This is a genomic window from Pseudomonas sp. D2002, from assembly GCF_013385735.1.
GTDB lineage: Bacteria > Pseudomonadota > Gammaproteobacteria > Pseudomonadales > Pseudomonadaceae > Aquipseudomonas.
This window is the reverse complement of the sequence record NZ_JACAPL010000013.1, coordinates 144,614-170,652: the sequence shown is the minus strand read 5'-3', so window position 1 is coordinate 170,652 and position 26,039 is coordinate 144,614. Positions and strand designations below refer to the sequence as shown.

At 62.5% G+C, this 26,039-nt stretch carries 24 protein-coding genes; 7 read left to right on the top strand and 17 right to left on the bottom strand.

The genetic code is table 11. From position 1 onward, the window contains the following. Positions 1-22: 22 nt before the first annotated feature. Both HX783_RS24115 and HX783_RS24110 read right to left on the bottom strand, forming a co-directional pair. On the bottom strand, positions 23-1,123 hold the full coding sequence (locus tag HX783_RS24115; RefSeq protein ID WP_177018495.1) for an SMP-30/gluconolactonase/LRE family protein: 1,101 nt from the start codon (positions 1,121-1,123) through the stop codon (positions 23-25). 2 nt (positions 1,124-1,125) lie between these two features. Beyond that, positions 1,126-1,797: a sterol desaturase family protein gene (locus HX783_RS24110; protein ID WP_177018494.1), complete on the bottom strand. Its 672-nt coding sequence runs from the start codon at positions 1,795-1,797 to the stop codon at positions 1,126-1,128. 295 nt (positions 1,798-2,092) lie between these two features. On the opposite strand from HX783_RS24110, the gene HX783_RS24105 reads away from it, so the two are divergent. The 6 genes from HX783_RS24105 (at position 2,093) to HX783_RS24080 (ending at position 9,053) form a co-directional block, all read left to right on the top strand. Further along, complete coding sequence (locus tag HX783_RS24105) at positions 2,093-3,016, top strand: substrate-binding domain-containing protein (protein ID WP_159957895.1); 924 nt, start codon at positions 2,093-2,095, stop codon at positions 3,014-3,016. A 63-nt stretch (positions 3,017-3,079) separates the two neighbouring features. After that, positions 3,080-4,588: a sugar ABC transporter ATP-binding protein gene (locus HX783_RS24100; RefSeq protein WP_177018493.1), complete on the top strand. Its 1,509-nt coding sequence runs from the start codon at positions 3,080-3,082 to the stop codon at positions 4,586-4,588. Continuing rightward, positions 4,554-5,546 (top strand): ABC transporter permease, encoded by a 993-nt coding sequence (locus HX783_RS24095; protein ID WP_159957891.1) that lies wholly within the window; start codon positions 4,554-4,556, stop codon positions 5,544-5,546. Before HX783_RS24100 ends, HX783_RS24095 begins: the two co-directional genes overlap by 35 nt. Positions 5,547-5,572: 26 nt before the next feature. Further along, entirely contained in the window at positions 5,573-6,652 is a 1,080-nt protein-coding gene (locus tag HX783_RS24090) for an alcohol dehydrogenase catalytic domain-containing protein (RefSeq protein WP_177018492.1), read from the top strand. Positions 6,653-6,655: 3 nt separating this feature from the next. Next, complete coding sequence (locus tag HX783_RS24085; protein ID WP_177018491.1) at positions 6,656-8,188, top strand: FGGY-family carbohydrate kinase; 1,533 nt, start codon at positions 6,656-6,658, stop codon at positions 8,186-8,188. 139 nt (positions 8,189-8,327) lie between these two features. After that, a complete protein-coding gene (locus tag HX783_RS24080) occupies positions 8,328-9,053 on the top strand; it encodes an SDR family oxidoreductase (RefSeq protein WP_159957886.1) in 726 nt (241 codons plus the stop codon). On the opposite strand, the gene HX783_RS24075 is transcribed toward HX783_RS24080, so the two are convergent. After that, a complete protein-coding gene (locus tag HX783_RS24075) occupies positions 9,050-10,054 on the bottom strand; it encodes a LacI family DNA-binding transcriptional regulator (RefSeq protein WP_177018490.1) in 1,005 nt (334 codons plus the stop codon). The two genes, HX783_RS24080 and HX783_RS24075, sit on opposite strands and share 4 nt — an antisense overlap. A 58-nt stretch (positions 10,055-10,112) precedes the next feature. Next, positions 10,113-10,976 carry a LysR family transcriptional regulator gene (locus tag HX783_RS24070; RefSeq protein WP_177018489.1) on the bottom strand — a complete coding sequence of 288 codons (864 nt, stop codon included), beginning with the start codon at positions 10,974-10,976 and terminating at the stop codon, positions 10,113-10,115. A gap of 166 nt (positions 10,977-11,142) precedes the next feature. Here HX783_RS24070 and HX783_RS24065 point away from each other — a divergent pair, with 166 nt between their 5' ends. Further along, positions 11,143-11,688, top strand: a complete 546-nt coding sequence (locus tag HX783_RS24065; RefSeq protein ID WP_177018488.1) for a hypothetical protein — start codon at positions 11,143-11,145, stop codon at positions 11,686-11,688. Positions 11,689-11,840: 152 nt separating this feature from the next. On the opposite strand, the gene HX783_RS24060 is transcribed toward HX783_RS24065, so the two are convergent. The 13 genes from HX783_RS24060 to HX783_RS24000 form a co-directional block, all read right to left on the bottom strand. After that, positions 11,841-12,116 carry a hypothetical protein gene (locus tag HX783_RS24060; RefSeq protein WP_177018487.1) on the bottom strand — a complete coding sequence of 92 codons (276 nt, stop codon included), beginning with the start codon at positions 12,114-12,116 and terminating at the stop codon, positions 11,841-11,843. Between the two features lie 92 nt (positions 12,117-12,208). Then, positions 12,209-13,609: an amidase gene (locus HX783_RS24055; protein ID WP_177018486.1), complete on the bottom strand. Its 1,401-nt coding sequence runs from the start codon at positions 13,607-13,609 to the stop codon at positions 12,209-12,211. Continuing rightward, complete coding sequence (locus HX783_RS24050) at positions 13,606-14,874, bottom strand: Zn-dependent hydrolase (RefSeq protein ID WP_177018485.1); 1,269 nt, start codon at positions 14,872-14,874, stop codon at positions 13,606-13,608. The genes HX783_RS24055 and HX783_RS24050 overlap by 4 nt, the downstream gene beginning before the upstream one ends. A 13-nt stretch (positions 14,875-14,887) precedes the next feature. Next, the gene (locus HX783_RS24045) at positions 14,888-15,583 is read right to left on the bottom strand and encodes an ABC transporter ATP-binding protein (RefSeq protein ID WP_177018484.1); all 696 of its coding nucleotides are present in this window, start codon (positions 15,581-15,583) and stop codon (positions 14,888-14,890) included. Further along, the gene (locus HX783_RS24040) at positions 15,583-16,332 is read right to left on the bottom strand and encodes an ABC transporter ATP-binding protein (protein ID WP_177018483.1); all 750 of its coding nucleotides are present in this window, start codon (positions 16,330-16,332) and stop codon (positions 15,583-15,585) included. Before HX783_RS24040 ends, HX783_RS24045 begins: the two co-directional genes overlap by 1 nt. Beyond that, positions 16,329-17,339 carry a branched-chain amino acid ABC transporter permease gene (locus HX783_RS24035; protein ID WP_177018482.1) on the bottom strand — a complete coding sequence of 337 codons (1,011 nt, stop codon included), beginning with the start codon at positions 17,337-17,339 and terminating at the stop codon, positions 16,329-16,331. Before HX783_RS24035 ends, HX783_RS24040 begins: the two co-directional genes overlap by 4 nt. A 1-nt stretch (position 17,340) precedes the next feature. After that, positions 17,341-18,201: a branched-chain amino acid ABC transporter permease gene (locus tag HX783_RS24030; RefSeq protein WP_015884776.1), complete on the bottom strand. Its 861-nt coding sequence runs from the start codon at positions 18,199-18,201 to the stop codon at positions 17,341-17,343. 58 nt (positions 18,202-18,259) lie between these two features. Next, positions 18,260-19,462: an ABC transporter substrate-binding protein gene (locus tag HX783_RS24025; RefSeq protein ID WP_177018481.1), complete on the bottom strand. Its 1,203-nt coding sequence runs from the start codon at positions 19,460-19,462 to the stop codon at positions 18,260-18,262. A gap of 231 nt (positions 19,463-19,693) precedes the next feature. After that, on the bottom strand, positions 19,694-20,461 hold the full coding sequence (locus HX783_RS24020) for a FadR/GntR family transcriptional regulator (protein ID WP_177018480.1): 768 nt from the start codon (positions 20,459-20,461) through the stop codon (positions 19,694-19,696). Between the two features lie 109 nt (positions 20,462-20,570). Continuing rightward, on the bottom strand, positions 20,571-21,326 hold the full coding sequence (locus tag HX783_RS24015) for an alpha/beta fold hydrolase (RefSeq protein ID WP_177018479.1): 756 nt from the start codon (positions 21,324-21,326) through the stop codon (positions 20,571-20,573). A 103-nt stretch (positions 21,327-21,429) separates the two neighbouring features. Further along, positions 21,430-22,845 (bottom strand): efflux transporter outer membrane subunit, encoded by a 1,416-nt coding sequence (locus HX783_RS24010; RefSeq protein WP_177018478.1) that lies wholly within the window; start codon positions 22,843-22,845, stop codon positions 21,430-21,432. Beyond that, complete coding sequence (locus tag HX783_RS24005) at positions 22,838-24,829, bottom strand: MacB family efflux pump subunit (protein ID WP_177018477.1); 1,992 nt, start codon at positions 24,827-24,829, stop codon at positions 22,838-22,840. Before HX783_RS24005 ends, HX783_RS24010 begins: the two co-directional genes overlap by 8 nt. Beyond that, positions 24,813-25,985 carry an efflux RND transporter periplasmic adaptor subunit gene (locus HX783_RS24000; protein WP_177018476.1) on the bottom strand — a complete coding sequence of 391 codons (1,173 nt, stop codon included), beginning with the start codon at positions 25,983-25,985 and terminating at the stop codon, positions 24,813-24,815. Before HX783_RS24000 ends, HX783_RS24005 begins: the two co-directional genes overlap by 17 nt. Positions 25,986-26,039: the final 54 nt, after the last annotated feature.

The window sequence follows — 26,039 nt, the reverse complement described above, 5'->3', positions numbered from 1 at the left end:
GCCCCTTTTTTATTCGCGGGTGTTATTCGTGGGCCAGTGCGAGCTTCAAGGGCAGGCGCGCCATGCTCGTGCTGTTCAGCGAACCCAGGTACAACCAGTCGCCATATTCGCGCGCGGTGGTGATGGGCGAGTAATTGCCCGCGCTGCCATCCTGCAAATTGGCGATGACCTTGCCGTCGGTGTCCAGCCCCAGCACGAAGGCTTTGCGCTCGATGGGCTTGGGCACCACCATCAGCGCGCGCACCATCACCTTGCGCATCAGCGGATAGCCGGCGAACCCATCCAGCAACGGGTTGCGCGGCGAATACAGGGCGACCCAAAAGCGCTCGTTGCCGTTGAAACTGAGGTTGTCCGGCAGGCCTGGCAGGTTGTCGATAAACAGGTCGTGGCTGCCGGTGCGCTCGCCTTTGAGCCAGTAGCGGCTGATGCGGTAGGCGCCGGTTTCATTCACCAACACGTAGCTTTCATCTGGGCCGAGCGCCACGCCGTTGGCGAACTGCAGGTGGTTCAGCAACACCTCGGTGGTGCGGGTTTTGAAGTCGTAGCGCAACAGCCGGCCATCGCCGCCGTGCTCGATCACGGCTTCGCCATCCTGGCCGTAGCCCCAGCGGCTGGAGGCGTCACTGAAATAGGCAAAGCGCCCACTGGCATCGATGGTCACGTCATTGGTAAAACCAAAGGGCAGGCCGTTCGCGCTGCTGCTCAACGGCGTGAGTTGGCGATGGGCATCCAGTGCGAGCAAGCCCTTGACGCCGTCGGCGATGATCAAGCGCCCATCCGGGTGCAGTGCCAGGCCGAGTGGGCGCCCACCGGTATTGGCGAGCACCTCCAGGCTGTGGCTGTCGGGCGATGTGCGGATGATGCGCCCGTCCTGCAGGCCGCTGACCAGAAAGCCCTGGGCATCCAATAACAACGCCTCAGGCCCGGCGATGTCCGGTGCGCCAATGCGTTGTACCGCCTGAAGCCGCTGGTTCTCGGCGTAGGTGCCGTGTTTCAGCGAGGGCGCCTCGGGCGGGGCCCAGTTCACCGGTTGTACGTGGGTGGGCATCAGCAGCAGAAAGGCAATCAGCGCCAGTGACAGTACAAACAGCCCATGGCGAAGATTTTTGCGGCGGTGGTTCATGACTATTCCTGGTTGTCGTGGGCGTTAGGTTCCCAATGCAGAGTGCCGAACAGGTAATCCATCAGCGGAAGAACGATATTGAAATTGCGCCCCTGCATCAGCTCACGGCGATGATGCAAAGCGTGCAGTTGGTGCATCTGGCGAATCCAGGGCAGGCGCGCCACGGGGTGATTGGCGGGCAGGTGCTCGCAGGCGTGAAACACTTCGTAAAGTAAATAACCGAGGATCATGCAGCCGGCAAATAGCCCGGCGATGTTCGGGCTCAGGTGCGCGAGCAGCCACCAGGCGGGCAGGGTGATGGCCAGGCTGTGCAGCACGATCAGCCACGCCGGGAACAGGATCACGCGCCAGTCCCGTGGGCTGTCGTAGGTCATGTGACCGGGCGTGAAGAAACTGTGGTGGTCGCCGGTGTGGCGTGCATAAAACAGCTTGGCGAGGCTGTGTTTGTGATGGCCCAGGTGGCGGTGGACGAGGTAGATGCACAGGTTGAAGAACACCAGCGTCAGCGGCACCGTCAGCCACTGCAGCGGGGTGATGGCCGCGGTGGTGGACCAGGCCAGGGTGATGCAGAAAATACCGTAGGCAAGGACGAAACCGGCGTGCAGCCATGGGTGGTAATGGCGGCTTATGGCGGCGCGATAGCGGGCGCGGAAGGTCTCGGTAGGGTCGGCCATGGCGGTTAGCTCGGTATTTTTGTTGGAGGCTGAGCTTAGTTGGTGGCGGGGAATGTGCGAGTTTTTGTGCAGTACACAGATCAAATGTGGGAACTGGCTTGCCTGCGATGCAAACACCTCGGTACATCAGGCACACCGGGTTGATGCCATCGCAGGCAAGCCAGCTCCCACATGCGCCGCGTAACCCGAGGCGACCAGCGGGGGCTTGCACAGCCCCGATTTACTTGCTAGCTTCTCGCAAAATGTTAACGATAACATTTGCTCTAAAAATAAAAACAAAACAGAGAATCACGCCATGAAAATGCTCCCGAAAACCCTGTGTTTACTGGCTGTCAGCATCACCCTCGGCGCCGCGGCCCCAGCCTTTGCCGATGCCGCCAAGCCCATCCGCATCGGCGCCTCCTTCCAGGAAATCAACAACCCCTATTTCGTCACCATGAAAAACGCCCTGGAAGAAGCCGGCGCGACCATCGGTGCCAAACTGATCATCACCGACGCCCGCCATGACGTGTCCAAGCAGGTCAGCGACGTCGAAGACATGCTGCAAAAAGGCATCGATATCCTGCTGATCAACCCCACCGACTCGGTCGGCGTGCAATCGGCGGTCAAATCCGCCCACGCCGCCGGTGTCGTCGTAGTCGCGGTAGACGCCCAGGCTGACGGCCCGCTGGACTCCTTCGTCGGTTCGAAGAACTTCGACGCCGGCTTCCAGGCCTGTGAATTCCTGGCCAAGAACATTGGCGACAAAGGCAATATCGCGATCCTCGACGGCATCGCCGTGGTGCCGATCCTTGAGCGTGTGCGCGGCTGCAAAGAGGCCGTGGCCAAGCACCCGGACATCAAGATCGTGAGCATCCAGAACGGCAAGCAGGAGCGTGACCAGGCGCTGACCGTCACCGAAAACATGCTGCAGGCCCAGCCCACGCTCAAGGGCATTTTCAGCGTGAATGACAACGGCTCCCTCGGCGCACTCTCGGCCATCGAAGCCAGTGGCCTGGACGTGAAACTGGTCAGCGTCGACGGCGCGCCGGAAGCGATCAAGGCGATTCAGAAACCGGGCAGCAAGTTCATCGCCACTTCGGCGCAATACCCACGCGACCAGATCCGCCTGGCCCTGGGCATTGCCCTGGCCAAGAAGTGGGGCTCCCAAGTGCCGGCCACCATTCCGGTGGACATCACCTTGATCGATCAGGCCAAGGCCAAGGACTTCAGCTGGTAACTCGCCCGGGCCCCACCTAACCCGTGGGGCTTGAGCTCTCCTTCTGAATACGAGGTCGGCGGTATGAGCAGTCTTCTGAAGCTGGAAAATATCTGTAAGCGTTACCCAGGCGTACAGGCCCTCAAGTCCATCAACCTGCAAGTGGAGCGCGGCGAGATTCATGCCCTGCTCGGGGAAAATGGCGCGGGCAAGTCGACCCTGATGAAGATCCTCGGCGGTGTCGAGCATCAGGACGAAGGGCACATCCTGATCGATGGCCAGGCGCAGCAGTTCGCCACCTACCGCGACGCCATTGCCGCGGGTATCGGCATCGTGTTCCAGGAATTCAGCCTGATTCCCTACCTCACTGCGGTGGAAAATATCTTCCTCGGTCATGAACTGAGCAACCGTTTTGGCCTGTTGCGCAAACGCGCGATGGTCGAAGCCTCTGAGGCGTTGTTCAAGCGCCTGGGCGTGAGCATCGACCTGCAGTGCGCGGTCAAGCACTTGAGCGTGGCCGAGCAGCAGTTTGTCGAAATCGCCAAGGCGTTGGCCCTGGACGCACGCTTGCTGGTGCTCGATGAGCCGACCGCGACCTTGACGCCCAGCGAAGCCGAACTGCTGTTCGAGATCATGCGCGAGCTCAAGCGCCAGGGCGTGGCGGTGATTTTTATCTCGCACCACCTGGAGGAGATTTTCCAGGTCTGCGACCGCATCAGCGTGTTGCGTGACGGCGGTAATGTCGGCGTGACCGATGTGGCCGACAGTGACATCGACCGCCTCGTCGAGATGATGGTCGGTCGGCGCCTGGAAAGCAGTTTTCCACCCAAGCCGAGCAAAGCACGTGGCCCGCTGTTACTCGAGGTCAAGGACATCCAGTTGGTGCGCAACGGCCCGCGCAACAGCTTCCAACTGCACAAAGGCGAGATTCTCGGCTTTGCCGGGCTGGTCGGCTCAGGCCGCACCGAACTGGCGCTGGGCATGATGGGTGCGCTGCCGTCAGTGAGCAAAGAGGTGTGGCTGCGCGGTGAAAAAGTCACCCTCGATGATCCGGCCCAGGCGTTGGCCCACGGCATCGGCCTGCTGCCGGAAAGCCGCAAGAGCGAAGGGCTGATCACCGACTTCAGCATTCGCGAAAACATCTCCCTGAACAACCTGCCCAAATACCAGCACGCTTGCGGGTTGATCGACAAGGCCAAGGAATGCGCCAGCGTTGAAGACCTGATGCGCCAGCTGTCGATCAAGGCGCCCAGCGGCGAAAGCCGGGTGTTCAACTTAAGCGGCGGCAACCAGCAGAAGGTGGTGATTGCGCGCTGGATCAACCACCACTGCGACGTGCTGGTGTTCGACGAACCCACGCGCGGCATCGACGTCGGTGCCAAGGCGCAGATCTACGCACTCATGCGCAGCCTTACCGAACAGGGCTACGCGATCATCATGATTTCCTCCGAGCTGCCGGAAGTCATCGGCATGTGCGACCGCGTCGCCGTGTTCCACAAGGGCGCCATCGTCAAGCTGCTCGAAGCGTCCGCCGTCAACCCACAAGAGGTCATGCGCCATGCAACAGGGGGCTCAAGTGAATATGTCCATTAACACCGGCGACACCGGCCGGCTGCGCCTGAACCTGGCGCGGCTGGTGCGTTCGCCGGCGTTCTACCCCTTTGTGGGGTTGGTGGTGGTGACGCTGGTGATGATCTTCGCCAGCGATAACTTCCTCACTGCCAGCAACCTGTCGAATATTGCGCGCCAAGTGTCGATCAACGCGATTATCGCGGTGGGCATGACCTGCGTGATTCTCACCGGCGGCATCGACTTGTCGGTGGGCCCGGTGATGGCGTTGTCCGGCACCCTGACGGCGGGGTTGATGGTTGCGGGCCTGCCGCCCGGCCTGGCGATTGGCGCCGGGATGCTGATCGGCGTGGCCTTCGGCATCGGCAACGGGTTGTTCGTCGCCTACCTGCACATGCCGCCGATCATCGTCACCCTGGCGACCATGGGCATCGCCCGAGGCCTGGGCCTGATGTACACCGACGGCTACCCGATTTCCGGGTTGCCGGAATGGTTCGGTTTCTTCGGCCGCCAAAGCCTGTTCGGCATTGAAGTGCCGATCCTGATCATGCTGATCACCTATTTCGCCGCCTACGTGCTGCTGCAACACACGCGCATCGGGCGCTACATCTACGCCATCGGCGGCAATGAAGAAGCGGTGCGCTTGTCCGGCGTGCGCGCCGCGCGTTTCAAGCTGCTGGTGTATGGCATCAGCGGCCTCACGGCGGCGATTGCCGGGCTGGTGCTGACTTCACGCCTTATGAGCGGCCAGCCGAATGCCGGCGTGTCATTCGAGCTGGATGCGATTGCGGCCGTGGTACTCGGCGGCGCCTCGATTGCCGGTGGGCGCGGGGTCATCGTCGGCACCTTGCTCGGCGCCATGCTGCTCGGCGTGTTGAACAACGGCCTGAACATGCTTGGCGTTTCGCCCTACGTCCAGAGCGTGATCAAGGGCGGGATCATTTTGCTGGCGATTTTTATCAGCCGTCAGCGCCATAAATAAACTCCTACAAGACAGGACCGAACACCATGGACAAGCACACCGAAATGCAAGCCGTCGTCTGCCACGGCCCGAAAGACTACCGCCTGGAGCGCATCGGCAAACCCAAGGCGCGCCCTCATGAACTGGTGATTCGCATCGCCGCCTGCGGCATTTGCGCCAGTGACTGCAAATGCCATTCAGGCGCGGCGATGTTCTGGGGTGGCGACAACCCGTGGGTCAAGGCGCCAGTGGTGCCGGGCCATGAGTTTTTCGGCTACGTGGAGGAAGTGGGCGAGGGCGCCGAGGAACACTTTGAAGTCGCGGTTGGCGACAAGGTGATTGCCGAGCAGATCGTACCGTGCGGCAAGTGCCGCTTCTGCAAGTCGGGCAAATACTGGATGTGCGAGGTGCACAACATTTTCGGCTTCCAGCGTGAAGTGGCCGAAGGCGGCATGGCCCAGTACATGCGCATTCCGAAGACTGCCATCGTGCACAAGATTCCCGAGTCGGTGTCGCTGGAAGACTCGGCGCTGGTGGAACCGATGGCGTGCTCGATCCACACCGTCAACCGTGGCGAAATCCAGCTCGATGACGTGGTGGTGATTGCCGGCGCAGGCACCCTGGGCTTGTGCATGGTCCAGGTGGCCGCACTGAAAACCCCGAAAAAACTGGTGGTGATCGACATGGTCGACGCGCGCCTCGAACTGGCCAAGCAGTTCGGCGCCGACGTGGTGATCAACCCGTCCCGCGACAACGCCCGCGACATCATCAACGGCCTCACCGACAACTACGGCTGCGACGTGTACATCGAAACCACCGGCGTGCCGGCTGGCGTGACCCAGGGCCTGGACCTGATCCGCAAGCTCGGGCGCTTTGTCGAGTTCAGCGTGTTCGGCGCCGAGACCAGCGTCGATTGGTCGATCATTGGCGATCGCAAGGAACTCGATGTACGCGGCGCGCACCTTGGCCCGTATTGCTACCCGATTGCCATCGACCTGTTCGAACGCGGGCTGGTCACCTCCAAGGGCATCGTCACCCATGACTTCCCGCTGGATGACTTTGCCGAAGCGTTCGAGTTGGCCAATTCGACCAAGTCGATCAAGGTGCTGTTGAAGCCGGTGGTCTGAGCTATGAACTATGTAATGGGCGTCGACATTGGAACCCAGAGCACCAAGGCACTGCTGGTGGATGGTCAAGGCACGATCATCGCCCAGCACAGCCAGGGTTATCGCGTGGATACCCCGAAAGTGCGCTGGGCCGAGCAATGGCCGCAGGTCTGGCTGGACGCCGTCGAGGCCTGCGTCGCGCAGTGCATGGCCAAGGCTGGCGTCGCGGCCGCGCAGGTCAAGGCGCTGTGTATCAGCAGCCTGTACGGCGGCTCGGGGATTGCCGTGGATGCGCAGATCACGCCGCTGCACCCGTGCCTGATCTGGATGGACCGCCGCGCCGGTGAGCAAGTGGCGTGGGTGCGTGAGCATGTCGACCTGGAGCGTTTGTTCGCGGTCACCGGCAACTCGGTGGACAGCTACTACGGCTTCACCAAGATGCTCTGGCTCAAGCAGCACCAGCCGCAGGTGTGGGCCGAAACCCGCTACCTGCTGCCGCCCAACAGCTATATCAACTGGTGCCTGACCGGCGAGTTGGCGGTGGACCACAGCAGCGCCGGCAATATCGGCGGTGTCTACGATGTGGCGCAGCGCGGCTGGTCCGAAGAGATGCTCGCGGCACTGGGCATTCCCTTGGCGATGATGCCCGAGCGGCTGGTGTATTCCGGCGACGTGGTGGGCGGGCTGTTGGACAGCTGGGCCGCGCGCCTGGGCCTGCAGGCGGGCACGCCGATTCTTGCCGGTGGCGTGGACGCCGCCATGGCGACGTTGGCAGCGGGTGTCACGCAACCGGGCAACCATGTGGCGATGATTGGCACCAGCATGTGCTGGGGCTACTTGAACCAGCACGTCGATGCACGCCATGGCTTGGTGAGCATGCCGCACGTCTACAACGGCCAGCGCGACCTGTACATCTTCGGCGGGGCGATCACCGCCGGCGCGTCGGTCAGCTGGTTTCGCGAGCAGTTCTGCCAGGCCGAGGAACAGCAGGCCAAGGCCACCGGGCAGGACAGCCTGGTGTTGCTGGAGCAGAGCGCGATGACGATCCCCGCAGGCAGCGAAGGCTTGTTGTTCCTGCCGTACTTGATGGGCGAGCGCAGCCCGGTGTGGGATGACCGCGCCAGCGGCAGTTTTGTCGGGCTGAACCTGTATCACAGCCGTATACACCTGTACCGCGCGGTGCTGGAAGGGGTGAGTTTTGCCCTGCGCCACAACATCGAAGCCGGAACCCAGGGCGCACACTCGCTGGACCCGCGCTTGATTGTGGTGGGTGGCGCGAGCCATTCGGATTTGTGGATGCAGATTATTGCGGATGTCACGCGGTATCCGGTCTACACCATCGTGCAGGAGGTGGAAGCGGCACTGGGCGCGGCGTTGCTGGCGGCGCACACGGTGGGGTTGGTGAGTGATGGGGAAATGGAAAAGGGCTGGGTGCAATTGGCGTTGAGGGCGCAGCCCAAGCGCGAGAATGTCGCGGTGTACGACCAGGCGTTTGGCGAGTACTTGAAGTTGTATCCCGCGTTGAAACCCATCATGCACACCCTGCAAACCAACTGATTCAATTCGGTCCGGAAATGTGGGAGCTGGCTTGCCTGCGATAGCGGTGGGTCAGCCAGCTCATTTGTCATTGACCCACCGCTATCGCAGGCAAGCCAGCTCCCACAGGGATCTTCTCATTGTTTTTGGAATAGTGACCATGAACGCAGCCTTCAACTTCACCCACCAACGCATCCTCGTCACCGGCGCCAGCAGCGGTATCGGTCGTGAGATCGCGCTGCAACTGATCGCCAGCGGCGCCGAAGTATTCGCGCTGGGCCGCGACGCGCAGGCATTGGCAACGTTGGGCTGCCACAGCCTTTGCCTGGACATCGCCGACAGCCTCGCCCTCGACAACGCCCTGCAAGACCTACCCCCGTTGCATGGCCTGGTCAACTGCGCCGGCATCTCGCGCCTGGAGCCCGCCGCCGCCATCAGCGCCGAGGCGTTCGACCAGGTGATGCAGGTCAACGCCCGCGCTGCCGCCCAGGTCGCCAGCCGTGTCGCGGCAAAGATGATCGAAGCGAAGATCGCCGGCAGCATCGTCAATGTCTCAAGCCAAGCCTCACTGGTTGCGCTGGATGATCACCTCGGCTACTGCGCCTCAAAGGCTGCACTCGATGCGATCACCCGCGTGCAATGCGCCGAGTGGGGCCGCTTTGGAATTCGTGTCAACAGCGTCAACCCCACGGTCACCCTCACGCCCATGGCCACCATGGCCTGGTCCGACCCGGCCAAGCGCGACCCGGCGCTGGCGGCGATTCCACTGGGGCGATTTGCTGAAACGGTGGAAGTCGCTTTGCCGGTGCTGTTCCTGCTCAGCGATGCCGCGAGCATGATCAGCGGCGTCAGCCTGCCGATTGATGGCGGTTACACCAGCCGCTAGCCGTTTTCCAATACGCCTGCGATCACCACTTTGTCGCGTGGCTTGTACGGGTCTTCCAGGCGATCCAGCAGCAGGCGCACCGCGCTGCTGCCGGCCAGGGAGGCGTCGTGGGCCACGCAGGCGATGGGCACGCCGAAGATATCGGCGAAGGGCAGGCGGTCGATGCCGCAGATGGTCAGGCTGTCGTGGGCGATGTTGTGCATGCGCAGCGCGCGCAACGCGCCGAGGGTGATCAACTGGTTAAAGCCCATGATCGCGTCCGGCGCCGAGTGCTCGGCCAGGTAGTCGAGGGTGTGCAGGTAAGACGGCATCAGCGTGTAGTCGCCGGCCTGCACTTCGACCTGGATGTGTGGGTGTTCGGCGAGCACTTCACGCAGACCCTTGAGGCGTTCCACGGTAATGCGTGAATGCTCGGGGCCGGTCAGCACCAGCAGGCGCTTGAGGTCCGGCGTTTGGCGCAGCAAGTAGTGCGCGGCCTGGATGCCGCTGTGATAGTTGTCGAGCACCACGCGGCTGAACGGGCTGTCGTGGATCGTGCGGTCAAGCAGCACCACCGGGGTTTTACCGTTGCCCAGGCGCTCCAGATAGTCGGGCTGGTAGCTCGGCTCGTCGGAGACCGGCGACAGGATGATCCCCGCCACGCGGTAGCCCAGCAAGGTATCGACGGCCTTGCTTTCCAGCTCTTCCAACTCATCGGTGTCGACCAGCATGATGGTGTAGCCGTGCTTTTTCGCCTCGCGGGAAATTGCCTTGATCATCTCGCTGTAGAACGGGTTGTCCACCGATGCTGTGATCACGCCGATGATCAGGCTTTCACTGCGCTTGAGCCCGCGCGCGAAGGCGTTGGGCACATAGTCCAGCTCCCGCGCCACTTCGAGAATGCGCGCCAGGGTGGCGGGCTTGACCAGGTCGGGTTTGCTCAGCGCGCGGGACACCGTGATGGTGGTCATGCCAACCCGTTTGGCGATGTCGCTGATGGTGACGGACTTTTTCTTGTTCATCGGTAAGGCTGCAAGAGGAAACACCCGCAGGCTAGCATGTGCGCAGGCGCAGGGTGATTCAAATCAGCGGGTCCCAGCGTTGCGACCAGTCACTTTCGGCCTTGACCACCTCGCGCAGCAACGCCAACGCCTGTTGCAACACCGCCGAATCCCGCGCCCGTGAATACACCAGGTACGTCGGGAAACTGAACTCCGGCGCCTTCGGCACGCGCTGCATCACGCCGCTGTCCAGGTAGCTCTGCACGACACGCGTGCGGAAATACCCGGCGCCGCCATTTTCCAGAATGTACTGCAACGCCAGCGGCCCGAGGTTGAAGCTCAGCGCGGCGCGGGCTTTGTCGGGCAGGGCGGCGTCATGCTGCTGGCGGAAACCTGGGCCCCAATCGATATACACGTAAGGGGCCGGCTTGCTCACCAGCTGCACCAGAATCAGCTTTTCTTCCAGCACCTGCTCCACTTGCAGCCCCGGCCAGTACTGCGGCTGGAACACCAGGGCGGCATCGAGCACACCCAATTCCAACTGGCGCAGCAGGTATTCGCCCTCGCGTATTTCAGTGCGCAAGGCGTGCCCGGGGATGTGTTCACGCAGGGCCTGGGCCCAACCGAGCATCAACGGGTTGCACAGGCTGACCTCACCGCCAATGTGCAGCACGTTGCGGTAGCCATCGGGCAGCGGCAGGTCACGTTTTGCGGCTTCCCAGGTTTGCAGCAACTGGTTGGCGTACACCACAAAGGCCTCGCCATCGGCGGTCAGGCGTGCACCTGCACGATTGCGGATGAACAGCGTGCTGCCCAGCTGGCTTTCGAGGTTTTTCACCCGGGCGGTGATGGCGGTCTGGGTGACGTGCAGTTTCTCGGCGGCGGCGGCCAGGCTGCCGCAGCGGGTGATTTCGAGGAAGGTGCGTGCCAGTTCGATGTCCATGAAGCCCCCAAGGATGATGGACGGGCATTGTAGACCAGAGGGTTTACTCCCCGGCCCCTGTTTAGCGAGAGGCGGTTTAGTCTTGTTACACAAACTGATGCAACTGGCGCTGGAAAAAGTCCACACAGGGTAAGTAAGACATCACCCTTAGACCTATCAAGAGACCATGATCCTTATGATAAATCCTTCAACGCACTCCCCAATCGACCTGGCCATGTCAGGGCCGCGTCTTGATGAGCAGCCTGCCTCTGAGTCACAAGTAAATACCGCAGGTGCGAACGAAAATGCAGGACCAGCAGCGTATGAGCAGGCCATTCAGAAATTTGTACGCGATGGTAAAAATCCCGAGCTGCTTCAATTAAGGGAGGGGCTCGTGGACGTGTTGGAACAATATAATAGGGTTATAAGGGATTATTTCAAATCGCCTGTGAATGATGAAGATGAAAATGGGCCCTTCTTACGTTTACTTATGAACAATGCAAGCGTGAATCTGGTGGAACCCAAAGTTTTGACCTACCTGGGCCGAGTTATACATTCTGAATCGGAAGTGGGCATTGCAGAGTTTATGGGTAAGGCAGGTTTGAAACCGCCTGTTAACAGACGCGAACTGCAGCAAGTAATCGACGCGTTGCCTTCAAAACCTGAATTACCTCCACGTACATCCGCGGGCGGCTTGCGCGCATTGATTCAGTTGGGAAATAAATCGGTGTGACTGCTTGGTAGTGGAATGCGATTAAAAACTGTGGGAGCGGGCTTGCTCGCGAATGCAGTGGGTCAGTTACAAATGAGCTGACTGAAGCACCGCCTTCGCGAGCAAGCCCGCTCCCACAGTAAAAGGCATTTCAGCTAAAGGTCGACTGACCGTTACTGAATCCCGATAGACCAACTGTGTGTCGTCTGGTCGTCGTGGCGCTGCTCCAGGTCATCTTCATACTGGCAGCGCGGGCCTTTACAGGTGTAGTCGAATGTCACCGGCGGCTTGGTCGTCACCGGGAATAACGATTTGGCCGTAGCCGGCGCAGCCTGAGGTACAGCCTCGGTAACAGGCGCTTCATAGGTCAAATCCAGCGCTGTAGCGAAGGCTACGGTCGGCAGGATGGCGAGCACTGCGCTCGCCAGAACGATCCTTATGAATAGCATTTGAGACAATCCGCGCAACAAAAATGAAGCGCGAATTATAAGCCAGGTGCGTGCGCAGATGCACAGCGCGATCCGCGGTCGAACGCCGCAGTTCAGAGCCCGCGCGGTGCTTCAAGGTGTTCGGTGGGGAACGCCTTGGCATACACCTGGCACACCCGCAGCACCTGCTCATCGGCAAACCGCGCGCCCACCACATGCAACCCCACCGGCAAGCCATTCGCCGCCAGCCCGCACGGCACCGACGCGGCGGGTTGCTGGGTGAGGTTGAAGGGATAGGTAAACGGCGTCCACTCCATCCACTCATTCATGCCCGAGCCCGGCGGCACGTTGTGCCCGGCCTCGAACGCGGTGATCGGCATCATCGGCGAGACCAGCACGTCGTAATGCTCATGGAATGCCGCCATCCGCGCGACCAGTGCAGCGCGGGCTTCGAGGGCGTCGTTGAAGTCGCGCAGGCTGAGTTGTTCGCCGCGTTGCGCAATGCGCAGCAGGCCCGGGTCGAGCAGCTGTTTTTGCGCCTCGCTCATCGAGCCGGTCAGGCGTGCGGCGCCCGCCGCCCACAAGGTGCTGAACACCTCCAGCGGATCGCTGAAACCCGGGTCGATTTCCTCGACCTGCGCGCCCAGTTGCACCAGACCGTCAACGGCTTGGGCGACGACTTTGGCGACCTGCGGGTCGACATTCACATAACCGAACGTGGGGCTGTAGGCCACGCGCAAGCCTTTCAAGTCCGTACCCGGCGTGAGCCATGGCGTGGTGCGTGGCGCACCGATCAGGCCATCGCGCGCATCCGCTTGTGCCACGGTTTGCAGCATCAGCACGGTGTCTTCCACCGTGCGTGTCATCGGCCCCAGGTGCGACAGAATCGTCATGGAACTGGCCGGCCATTGCGGCACATAACCGAAAGTCGGCTTGATGCCGAAGGTGCCGGTAAACGCACAGGGTATGCGGATCGAACCCCCGGCGTCGCTGCCCTGGTGCAACACGCCCAGGTTCAGCGCCGCCGCCGCGCCCGCGCCACCGGACGAGCCGCCCGCCGTGGTGCGGGTGTCCCACGGGTTGCGGGTGATGCCGTACAACGGGTTATCGGTGACGCCTTTCCAGCCGAATTCCGGCGTGGTGGTTTTGCCCAGCAGCACTGCGCCGGCCTTGCGCATCAAGGCCGAGAAGGGCGCGTCCACGTCCCACGGCCCTTCGGCAGATGAGGTGCGCGAGCCCTTGCGGGTCGGCATGCCGATGGTCAGCGTCAGGTCTTTTATCGACGACGGCACGCCATCCAGCGCGCCACAGGGTTGGCCTTTGAACCAGCGTTGTTCCGAGGCGCGTGCCGCGTTGAGTGCCCCTTGCGGATCGACATGGCAGTAGGCGTTCACCACCGGGTTGTAGCGCTCGATACGCAGCAGGGCGTCTTCGGTGACCTCCACCGGCGACAAGCTCTTGTCGCGAAAATGCTGCAGCAGTTGCACCGCTGTCAGTTGGCCGATCTCACTCATGCCTGTTCCCCCTGCGCCGCGTTGACCATGGCGCGCAGCAATACCGCGCAGCCCGCCGCCAGGTCATCCGGCGCGGCGTTTTCGATTTCGTTATGGCTGATGCCGCCTTCGCACGGCACGAAGATCATCCCGGCCGGGCCGAGTTCGGCGACGAAAATTGCGTCATGCCCGGCGCCGCTGACGATGTCCATATGGCTGAAGCCCAGGGCACTCGCGCCGTCGCGCACGGCGTTGACGCAGGCGGGGTTGAAGTCCAGCGGCGGGAAGTCGGCAGTCGGCGTCAATTCAAAACTCAGGCCGTGGCGCTTGGCGCTGGTCTCGATCACATCGCGTACTTCATCGACCATGGCCTGTAGCTTGTCGGCATGCAGGTGGCGCAAGTCGAGGGTCATGTGCACCTGGCCGGGAATCACATTGCGCGAGCCGGGGTGCAGGCTCAGGCAACCGACCGTGCCGCAGGCATGCGGCTGGTGCTGATGGGCGATACGGTTGACCGCGCTGACCACCTCGGCGGCGCCGACCAAGGCGTCCTTACGCAGGTGCATCGGCGTGGGGCCGGCGTGGGCTTCGACGCCGGTGAGGGTCAGGTCGAACCACTTCTGGCCCAGGCAACCCATGACCACGCCGATGGTGGTGGCCTGGTCTTCCAGCACCGGGCCTTGCTCGATATGCGCCTCGAAATATGCACCCACCGGGTGGCCGAGCACCGCACGCGTACCGGCGTAACCGATGCGCTGCAATTCAGCACCCACCGACAGGCCGTGCTCGTCCTGTTTGTCGAGGGTCTCCTGCAGGTCGAACTTACCGGCAAACACCCCGGAGCCCATCATGCACGGCGGGAAGCGCGAGCCTTCTTCGTTGGTCCACACCACCACTTCAATCGGCGCCTGGGTCTCAATGCCGAGGTCGTTCAAGGTGCGGATCACTTCCAGCCCGGCCATCACCCCGTAGCAACCGTCGAACTTGCCGCCCGTAGGCTGGGTGTCGATATGGCTGCCGGTCATCACCGGCGCCAAGGCGGGATTACGCCCGGCACGCCGGGCGAAAATATTGCCGATAGCGTCGACACTGACGCTGCACCCGGCCGCCTCGCACCATTGCACAAACAGGTCGCGGGCCTGACGGTCGAGGTCGGTGAGGGCCAGGCGGCACACACCGCCTTTGACGGTGGCGCCGAGTTGGGCCAGGTCCATCAGCGATTGCCACAGGCGGTCGCGGTTGATCAGCGGGGCGTTGCTCTGAAGCGGTTGCGCAAAGCTATTCATCTGCAATCTCCGGTCAGGCACTCAGGGCCAAATAACGGTTTTTGATGCTCGGGTCGGCGCGGAAAGCAGCGGCGCTGCCCTCATACACCACGCGGCCCTGTTCGAGCACGTAATGGCGGTCGGCGAGCTTGTCGCAGACCATCAGGTTCTGTTCCACCAGCAGCACCGGCAGGCCGTCGTCCTTGACCTTGCGCAGGATCTTCACCAACTCGTCGACGATCACCGGCGCGAGGCCTTCGGTAGGCTCATCGAGAATCAGCAGCTTGGGGTCGTTAAGCAGCGCACGGGCGATGGCGAGCATTTGCTGCTCGCCACCGGACAGCGTGTGGCCGGCGTTTTTGCGCCGCTCCTTGAGGCGCGGGAACATGCCGTACACGTCCTCCAGCTGCCAGCGGCTGGTCTTGCGCACGGCGATGCGCAGGTTTTCCTCGACCGTAAGCAGGCGGAAAATCCCACGATTTTCCGGCACCAGGGCCAGCCCCTGGCGAGCGATTTCAAAGATCTTCTGGCCCACCAACGCCTGGCCATTGAAGTGAATCTGGCCCTGGCGCGGGCAGATAATCCCGAGAATGCTGCGCAGCGTGGTGGTCTTGCCGGCGCCATTACGCCCGAGCAAGGTCACCAGCTCGCCAGGGTTGACGGTCAGCGACACGCCTTCGAGCACGTGGCTTTTGTCGTAGTAGGAATGGATGTTCTCGACGATCAGCATCAGGCAGCCTCCCCAAGGTATGCAGTGCGCACACGCTCATCGGCGCGCACGAGTTCCGGCGTGCCTTCCACCAGAATCTGCCCGTGGCTCATCACGGTGATGCGTTGGCTGATGGACATGACGATGCTCATGTTGTGTTCGATCAACAGCACCGTGTGGTCGCGGCCGAGGTCGCTGATCAGTTGGGTCATGATCGGAATATCATCGATGCCCATGCCCGAGGTGGGCTCGTCGAGCATCAACAGTTTGGGCTTGGAGCAGATCGACATGCCCACCTCCAGCACCCGCTGTTGGCCGTGGGACAGTTCGCCGGCAAGGGTGTTGGCGCGGGGCGTGAGTTGCAGGCGTTCGAGTACCTGGTCAGCCATCTCCAGGTGCTCGCGTTGGCTGTCGACACGGCGCCAGAAGTTGAGGGCGCGCGCGCCGTCGCGGCCTTGGGCGGCCAGGCGCAGGTTCTCGCGCACGCTGAGGTTCTGGAACAGGCTGGTGAGCTGGAACGAACGCGCCATACCCAGGCCGACGCGGGCGTGGGCGGGCTTGCGCATCAGGTTCTTGCCGTCGAAATGGATCGCCCCGGCCGTGGCCTGGCGCTCGCCGGTGAGGCAGTGAAACAGGCTGGTCTTGCCCGCGCCATTGGGGCCGATGATGGTGTGGATGGTGCCGGCTTCGACCTTGAGGTTGACGCCATTGACCGCATGGAACGCGCCGTAGGCCAGTTCCAGGTTTTGGGTTTCCAGCAGGATGCTCATAACACTTCCTCCTTGGCGACGACGGCAGTTTTACGGCTGCCGCGCAGGCGTTCGAACAGCGACGACAGCCCGCCCCACAAGCCACCGCGCATAAAGATCACCACGAAGATCAGGATGATTCCGAGCAACATCAGCCAGCGCGGCCACAGATCAGAGAGGAAATCCCCCAGCAGCACGATGGAGCCGGCGCCCAGCAACGAGCCGAACAGCGAGCCGGTGCCGCCGACGATGGTCATGATCAGAATGTTTTCGGACATTGCCAGGTCGATGTTCGACAGCGGCACAAAGTGCAGCAGCATCGCGTACAGCGCCCCGGCAATGCCGGTGACCGCGCCGGACAGCACGAACACCAGGATCTTGAAGTGGCGCGTGTCATAACCGATGGCCGAGGCGCGTGTTTCGTTTTCACGGATCGCCATCAAGGTGCTGCCGAACGGCGAGGCGATGACCCGGCGTGCGCCGATGAAGATCAGCAGGAACAGCACCGCGACAAACCCATAGAACGCACGGGCGTCGGCCAGCGACAGCAGCACGTTGTCACCGATGCGGATTTCCGGGCGCGGCACGCTGAGCAGGCCGTTATCGCCGCCGGTCCAGTCGCTCAAGGTGTAGGCGACGAAGTAGGCCATCTGGCTGAACGCCAGGGTCAGCATCACGAAGTAGATGCCGGTGCGCCGGATCGCCAGGGCGCCCACCAGCAGCGCCAGGAAACCACCGGCCACGGCGGCGCCGAGCAAGGCCGGGAACAGGCCCAGTTGCAGGTGGATCATCAACAACGCCGCGCAGTAGGCGCCGGCGCCGAAGAAGATGCCTTGGCCGAAGGACAGCAGCCCGGTGTAGCCCAGCAACAAATTGCAGGCCAGGGCCGCCATGGCGAAGATCAGGATCTCGGTGGCCAGGGTCGCCGAAGGCAGGATCAACGGCAAGCCGATCAGCACGGCCAGCACCCACAGCAACATCGCGCGCGATTGCGTCTTGGCAAACGGCAGGGGGTTTTTCTCGCTCATGTCAGGCTCTCCCAAACAGGCCGTAAGGGCGTACCAGAATCACCACGGCCATTGCGCCGTAGATCATCAGGCTCGCGCCTTGGGGCCAAAGTGTGGTCATCAGGCTTTGCACCACGCCCACCAGCAAACCGCCGACCAGCGCCCCACTGAACGAGCCCATGCCGCCGATCACCACCACCACGAAGGCCACGCCGAGAATCTCCGGGCCGACAAAGGGCTGCGCACCGCGCAACGGCGCGAACAACACGCCGGCGACACCGGCCAGGGCCACGCCGAGGGCGAAGGTCATGGAGAACAGGCGGAAGATATTGGTGCCCAGCAGCGACACGGTTTCAGTGCTTTCACTGCCGGCGCGCACCAGGGCGCCGAAGCGCGTGCGTTCCAGCAGCAGCCACAGGCCCAGGCCGACCAGCCCGGAAAACACAATGAGGAACAGGCGGTAATAGGGGTAGACGAAATCGCCGACCACCAGCACGCCGCGCAGCAGTTCCGGCACGGCGACGCTTTTGCCCACCGGGCCCCAGATCATCACGCTGGCTTCCTGGATGATCAGCGCGATCCCCAGGGTCACCAGAATCTGGAACATGTGCGGCAAGTGATAAATCCGCTGGATCAACAAGCGCTCGATCACCCACGCCAGTGCGGCCACCACCAGCGGCGCAATCAGCAGCGCGAGCCAGAAGTTGCCGGTAAGGCTGACGGCGGTGTAGCAGATGTAGGCGCCCAGCAGGAAGAACGCGCCGTGGGCGAAGTTGACGAAGTTGAGCAGGCCGAAAATGATCGTCAGCCCAACCGCGATCAGGAAATAGATCATCCCAAGCCCAAGGCCGTTGAGGATCTGGAACAGGTAAAGATTAAGCATGCAGAAGCCCTCGGCAGGAAGCTGCTCGCGCAGCCCTGCGGTGCACTGTTTCGGGGGATCAGGCGAGCGTGCAGCCCGTCGCCTCGACCGGCGGGAACGACTGGCCGGCGCTGAGCACCTTGGCCAGGTCATCCTTGTCGGCCATGTCGCCGCTGGCCTTGCCGATCATCAAGTAGTAATCCTTGATCACCTGGTGGTCGCCGGCGCGGATCGATTCCTTGCCGGTCGGGCCGTCGAAACTCAGGCCTTGCATGGCCTTGGCCACCGTCGGCCCGTCGAAGCTGCCGGTGGAGATGATGGTGTCGAGCATGACCTTGGTGCTGATGTAGTCGGCAGCCAGCGGGTAGGTGGGGTTGATGCCGTATTTGGCCTGGGTCAGCTTGACCAGCTCGCGGTTGAGCGGGCTGTCGACCTGGTGCCAGTACTGTGCGCCGAGGTACACGCCTTCGAGCACGTCGCTGCCCAGCTCCTGGAACTGGTCGAGGCCGGCGGACCACACCAGCAGCACTTTCATGCGCTCCTTGATGCCGAAGTTCACCGCCTGGCGCAGGGTGTTGGACGACTGGCTGCCGAAGTTGAGCAGCACCAGCACGTCGGGTTTGGCGGCGATGGCGTTGGTCAGGTAGCCGGAGAATTCCTGCTCCTGCAACGAGTGGTAGCTGTTGCCGACATGCTCCAGGCCGTTTTCCTTGAGCACGGTCTTGGCGCCTTCGAGCAAGGCTTCGCCGAACACATATTGCGGGGTGATGGTGTACCAGCGCTTGGCGTCCGGCAGCAGCTTGATCAGCGGCACCATGGTTTCGCGGATCGCGCCGTAGGTGGGCACCGACCAGCGGAAGGTGGCTTTGTTGCAGTCCTTACCGGTGACTTCATCGGCGCCGACCGGGGTCATGAACACGCCACTGACCTTGTCGACCTCCTTGGCCACCGCCAGCGCCGATGACGACAGCGTGCAGCCCTGGAAGAACCGTGCGCCGTCCTGTTGGATCGCCTCCTGCACTTTGCGCACCGCCTTGCCGGCGTTGCCTTCGGTGTCGATGACTTTGTAGTTCAGCGGGCGCCCGAGAATTTCGGGGTGTTGTTCCACCGCCAGGCGCGAACCCATGTCGGCAAACTTGCCATAGCTGGCAAAGGCGCCAGACATGGACTTGAGGCCGTAAAAGGTAAAGGGCTCGGCGGCGAATGCAGAGCGCACACTCAGCGGAAGGCTGAGCGCGGCGGCGGCGGTGAGACTGGCTTTCAACAACGTACGACGCTGCATGGGGTGACTCCCTGGTTTAGTTATTGGCAGGAGCGGCAATGGCGATACGGTGGAGCAAGGGCCTGTGGGCAGGCCTGTTATTGGATGGGGCAAACGCTGTCTAGCGGTTGGAACTGAATCTGAATGTGGGAGCGGGCTTGCTCGCGAATACGGTGGGTCAGCTATGCATTCGGTGACTGATACACCGTCTTCGCGAGCAAGCCCGCTCCCACATTAGATCTGTGGTGTTCATCAGCGATGATCGAACTCCAATAGGAAGTGCGGGCTGACTTCGCCTTCCAGTGCGGTCATATGGTGTTCGGCGTCGCACATGTGTTCATGCATCAAGCTGCGCACCGCACTTTCATCACCTGCACGAAAGGCCAGCAGCAACTGCTTGTGGTAGTCGAGGTTGGCCGCGTCGAACTGCTTGCGCTTGGGTTTGTAGGCTTTTTTCAGCACCACCAGGTCGCGCAGCAGGTCGTTGAGAAACTGCGCCATGAAGCTCAAGAGCGGGTTGGGGCAGGCCTTGGCCAGCAGGTTATGGAACTCCAGCTCCGCCAGGCGCTGTTCGCGCTGGCCGGCTTCGCTGTCTTCCGGCGCGCTGCAAAAATCCACGTTGTCTTGCAGGGCCTGGTAGTCGTCTTCGCTCAACCGCCCGAGCACCGACACCGCCAGTTCCACTTCGATGACCTTGCGCAGCTGGTACACCTGCTCGCCATCGAGGTGCTGGAAATGCAGGTAGTTACGCAATGCTCGGCTGGCCGGCTCGGTGCCCGCCTGGTTCAGGTAGGCGCCGCCGCTGGGGCCGGTGCGCGTACTCACCAGGCCTTCCACTTCCAGGGCCTTGAGCGCTTCGCGGGCCGAGCCCTTGGAACACTGAAAACTCTCCATCAGCTCACGCTCGGTGGGCAACCGGTCACCGGGCTTCAGCGCGTCGGTGACGATGGAGCGCTTGACCGACTCGACAATCACATCGGAGAGCTTCTGGCGTTTGCGTCGTAACGGGCGACTGAGCATGCTGGTCTATTGATCCTATTAATGCGGATTAATAGCACTTAATAACGATTGGGCAGGAGCGTCAACGCAGGGTGTCGTTTTCGACGCGAAGAGGTCGTAAACGTGCGGGTTATTCCCAACTGCCAAGGTCGACGCAGCGGGTGGCGGGGGGCGGTTGCTTGCCGCTGACCAGAAAGTCTGCGACCCAACGCTTGATGCACCCGGCACCGTCGGGCCGAGACGACTCTTTGAGCAACAGTTGCTCGACGCCGGTGTTGAACGCTTCACTGTGCCCGGCGTTGACTAAAACCATGCGTGCCACGTGCTCGGAAAACAATGCCGCATACCGGCTACCGATCCGGGTGGCTTCAGCGTTACCCAGGTAGTTGAGCTGTGCCTCACCCAGTTGTGCGCGCACAAACTCCATATCGCGCGCCGCCTGCTCGACGCCGTTCTCGTGGCTCAGGTCGCGCGGTGTCAGTTCGATGACGTCATAACGGTTGACCAACTGTTTGTAGGCTGGCGTGGCATAGGACTCCCAGCGGCTGACCAGGTGGACACCAAAGGTGGCACCTTGGCCCAGTTGCGGCTCGCCGGCCTGGATAAACACCACGCCTTCACGACTGAGCGGATCCCGGGCGCCGACACGGGTCAGGGCCAGGCGCACGTTGCCACGCTTGGGCGCGGCATAGTCGCGGGGCACGCTGACACTGGCGCATTGAGTACGCTCCAGTACCTCGGGGTCTGGTTGTTTGAAGGCGGGAAATGGGCAGTCCAGCAGCCAGTCAATCGCGGTGGGCGCGATCAGGGGCTCGGCAAAAGCCTGGCCTGCGAACAGCCATAGGCTGATGCACGCCAGGCGTTTTACAAGAACGCTGGGTTTCATCAAGAGATACCGGGCAGCCGTATGAAGGTGGCTTTTTTACCAAGTACCAGGGGTAGACGAATGTAGGTTTAATAAACGGAATGTGTAGGAGTTTTGAGTTTTGTTATCGGAAATCGGCATTCCAGCCGCCACCCAAGGCCTTGTACAAGGCGATACTGGCTTGCAGGCGTGACAGCCGCAATTGCACATTCAGGTCCTGCGCTGCGTATAAGGTGCGCTGGGTTTCCAGAACCGTCAGCAAGTCGGCGGCACCTGCCTGGTAGCGGCTTTCGGAGATCTGGAAGGCGGTTTGCGCCTGCCGCAGTTCCTCGCTCTGCCAATCGCGTTGCTCATCCAGGCGCGTGATGCTGCTGAGGGCTTTCTCCACGTCGGCAAAGCCGTTGATGATGGCGCCGCGGTAGGTTTGCAGCAGCTCATCCTGGCGGGCGCGGGCCTTGTCGCGTTCGGCGCTCAAGCGGCCATTGTTGAAAATCGGCGCCACCAGGCCGGAGGTCAGCGTGTAGAACGGGCTGCGCAAAATGTCTGCGGCCCTGTCGGAGCCCGAGCCCAGGGTCGCGCCCAAGGTGACCGTGGGCAGCATCGCCGCGCGTGCCACCGTGACGTCGGCACTGGCCGCCGCCAGCTGCGCTTCGGCCCGGGCCAGGTCGGGGCGGCGGCTCAGCAGTTGGCTGGGTACGCCCGGGCCAATGGCCGGCCAGGTCAGTGCCTGGAATGGCTCGTCGGTCAGGTTCAGGGCTTGCACCGGCTGGCCGAGGAGGGCCGCCAGGGTGATCAGCGACTCCTCAGCCACCTGCTGAATCTGCGGCAGTTGCCGTTGCTGGCTGGCCACCAGGCTTTTCTGCTGGGCCAGCTCCAGGGCAGTGGCGGAGCCGGCCTCGTAGCGGGCCTGGACCAGGTCGAGCACACTGCGCGCATTCGCCAGGTTCAGCTCGGCGATCTGTCGTTGTTGGCGCGCGGCGAGGGTTTGTGCATAGCGGTCGGCTACGTTGCTGAGCAGGGTCAGCTCCACGGTGGCCTGGTCGAACTCACTGGCGCGCAGGGTTTGCACGGCGCTGTCGCGGGAGGCGGCGCGGCCACCCCAGAAATCCACTTCATAGCTGGCGGTCAGGTTGGCGCCGAAGCTGTCGACGGTGTTGTCACTCTCCGTGGCGTCCAGTGTCGAGTTGCCGCTGCCGCGCAGCAGTTTTTGACGGCTGGCGGAGAGGTTGAAATTAACCTCAGGCAACAATGGCGCGCCGGCAATTACCGCGCTGGCCTGGGCCTGGCGCACCCGCGCCATGGCGGCGCCTACGTCATAACTGTCACGGCGCGCCTGGTCGATCAGGCGGTTGAGTTGCGGGCTGCCGAACTGCGTCCACCAGCGCTGGTTGGTGACTTGGGCGGCATCACGCTCGGCGTACTGCCAGGCGGCAGGCGCTGCGATGCCGCTGTCGACGGCGGGCGGGTTGCCGGTGCAGGCGTTGAGCAACAGACACAGGCTGAGCACCGACAGGCGCGGTGCGATGGATGGTTTATTCACTGGTCAACGCCTTAACCGGATCGAGCCGGGCAGCTTTACGGGCCGGCATAAAGCCGAATACGACACCGGTGACCAGCGCACAGCCAAACGCGCCAAGCACCGCCACCAGGGAGAACTGCACCGCCACCTCGGCCAACACCAGCACGCCGCCCACCAGCAGGGCCAGGGCAATACCGCACAGGCCACCGACTACCGAGAGCATCACCGCTTCCGTGAGGAACTGGCGCAGAATGTCGCGCTGGCGCGCCCCGGTGGCCATGCGGATACCGATTTCGCGGGTGCGTTCACGCACGGTCATCAGCATGATATTCATCACGCCGATCCCGCCCACCAGCAGGGAAATCGCCGCAATCGAACCGAGCATCAACGACAGCGTGTTCGCCGTGCGCGCCTCGGCCTGGATCATGGCGGCGTCGTTGGTCAGGTGGTAGTCGCGCTTGCCGTTGTGCAGCTTTTGCATGAGCTGATCGATGGCCTTTTCGGTTTCATTGACCTTGCGCGCATCGGCGGCGGCAATCACCACGTATTCGGGGTTATAGGTGCCGAACAGGCGCACGCTGGCGGCGGTGTAGGGGATCGCGACACGGTCGTCGCTGTCTTGCATGCCGGAGCTGGAGCCTTTTTCAGCCAACACGCCAATCACCTGGAAGGGCACGTTTTCTATCAGGATGTATTGGCCGATGGGGTCGACTTCGCCTTTGAACAACTTTTCGCTTACGCGATGACCGATCACCGCCACCGTGGCGCCCGCGCGTTCGTCGGCCTCGGTGAAGTAGCTGCCTCGGGCCACTGGCCAGTTGAAAATGGTCGGGAAGTTGGTGTCGTTACCGCCCACATAGGCCATGTAGTCGACGTTGCCGAAGCGTACACCGGCGTAGGTGCCGTTGACGGGCATGATGCGCTTGACCTGCGGCAGTGTGGCCAAGGCTGCGACGTCATTGGGGGTCACGATACCCTGCGGTGTACGCGGGTTGGGCGAGAAACCGCTGAGGTAGATGATGTTGGAGCCGAACGCTGCCATCTGCGCCATGACCTGGCGCTTGCTGCCTTCGCCCACCGCCAGCATGACCACCACCGACGCCACGCCGATGATGATCCCCAGCAGCGTCAGCGCGGTGCGAAAGCGATTGATCCACATCGCCCGCCAGGCCGCGAGCACCGCGTCCAGCAGTTCGGCTTTCCAGGCACCGTTGTGTTCGGCACCGTCGGCCAGGCGCTGGCGCAGGTCCACGGCTTGCAGTGCGTCACTGTTGGCCGTGACGGGCACGTGGGTGTCACTTTGTGCCGAGTCGCTGACGATCAGCCCGTCGCTGATCTCGATGATGCGGTTGGCGTGCGCGGCAACTGTGCGGTCGTGGGTAATCAGGATAACCACGTGGCCCTGGCTCGCCAGTTCATCCAGCAGCACCATCACCTCGGCACCGCTGTGGCTGTCGAGGGCACCGGTGGGTTCGTCGGCGAGGATGATATGCCCGCCGTTCATGAGTGCGCGGGCAATCGAGACACGCTGTTGCTGGCCACCGGAAAGCTGATGCGGACGGTTGGCGGTGCGGTCGGCCAGACCCAGCCGGGTGAGCAGGGCCTTGGCGCGGGCATGGCGTTCGGCGGCGCTGATACCGGCATAGATCGCTGGCATCTCGACGTTTTCCTGGGCCGAGCCGGACGGGATCAGGTGGTAGCCCTGGAACACGAACCCAAAGGCTTCGCGGCGCAACCAGGCCAGTTCGTCGCTGTCCAGGTGGGCAACGTTTTCTCCGGCGAACAGGTAGTCACCGACAGTGGGGCGGTCGAGGCAGCCGAGGATGTTCATCAGCGTGGACTTGCCGGAGCCCGATGCACCGACGATGGCGACGAATTCCCCGGCATGGATCGACAGGTCGATCCCGCGTAATACATCGACTTGCGGGCTGTCGCCGCCGCCGTAGGATTTGCGGATGTTCTTGAGTTCGATCAGCGGCGTGGTCAAATCAACCTCCGCTGCCATCGGTTGGGCCGATCAGCAGGTTATCGCCTTCGTTGAGACCGTCCAGCACTTCGACTCGCAGGCGGTCGCTGATCCCCAGGCGTACTTCACGTTCCTGGACGCTGCCATTTTTGGCCACAACCCGGGCCACCTGTTTATCGTGGCCTTGGCTGCCCATCAATGCTGCGACTGGAACGGTGAGGGCGTCCTTGACTTGGCTGGCGACGAAAAATACCTGGGTGGTCATTTCGGCCATCAGCGCGTTGTCGGTGTTGTCTACATCCAGCAGCACGGTGTACAGCACCACGCGGCCGCTGCCGGTTTTGCTTGTACTGCTGGGGCTGCCATTGCCCTGGCTGGTTTCATTCAGCGGCTTGGGCGGAATCGGCAGGATCTGGCGCACGGTGCTGGTCCAGCGCCGGCTGCCACCGGCGAGGGTGGTGAAATAGGCGGTCATGCCCGGTTTGACATGACTGATGTCGGCTTCGGAAACCTCGGCCCACACAGTCATCGGCGACAACTTGGCGATGCGCAGGATCAGCGGCGTCTGTTGCTGGGCGTTGAGGGTCTGGCCGACCCGTGCGTCCACCGCCACCACGGTGCCGCTCATGGGCGCATAGATGCGGGTGTAACCCAGTTCTGCCTCGTCACTGCGCAGGCTGGCCTGGGCCTGGCGAATCTGTGCCTGGAACATATTGACGCGGGCCTGGGTGGCACTCAGCTCGGCCTTGGCGGTTTGTACGTCTTCTTCGCGGGTGGCGTTGCCGGCGACCAGGCGCTGCTGGCGCTGGTACTTCTGACGGGCCAGTTCGTGCTGGGCTTTCTGCTCCTGCAACTGGGCCTGCAGGTTTTCGATGGCGTAGCGGCTGGCGTCGAGCTTGGCCTGCTGTGTGGCAGGGTCGATTTCCACCAGCAACTCGCCTTCCTTGACCTGATCACCGGCCTCCACGTGGATCTTGCGGATTTGCCCGGACGCCTGGGCACCCACATCGACGTACCGGCGCGGCTGCAGAGTGCCCAATGCGGTAACGCTGTTTTCTATGTTACCGCGCGTTACGGTGACAGTCGGCAGGCTATCGCGCCCAGGCTGCAGCAGTTGCCAGGCAGCCACCGCAAGGATGGGGATCAGGCACGCGACAGCAAGCAGGGCGCGTCGGGCGGGGCGTGGGCGTTTCATGCGTTGGTTCCAGCCAGAAGTTTGGGCCGCAGTTGCGGAGGGCTGACTGTTATA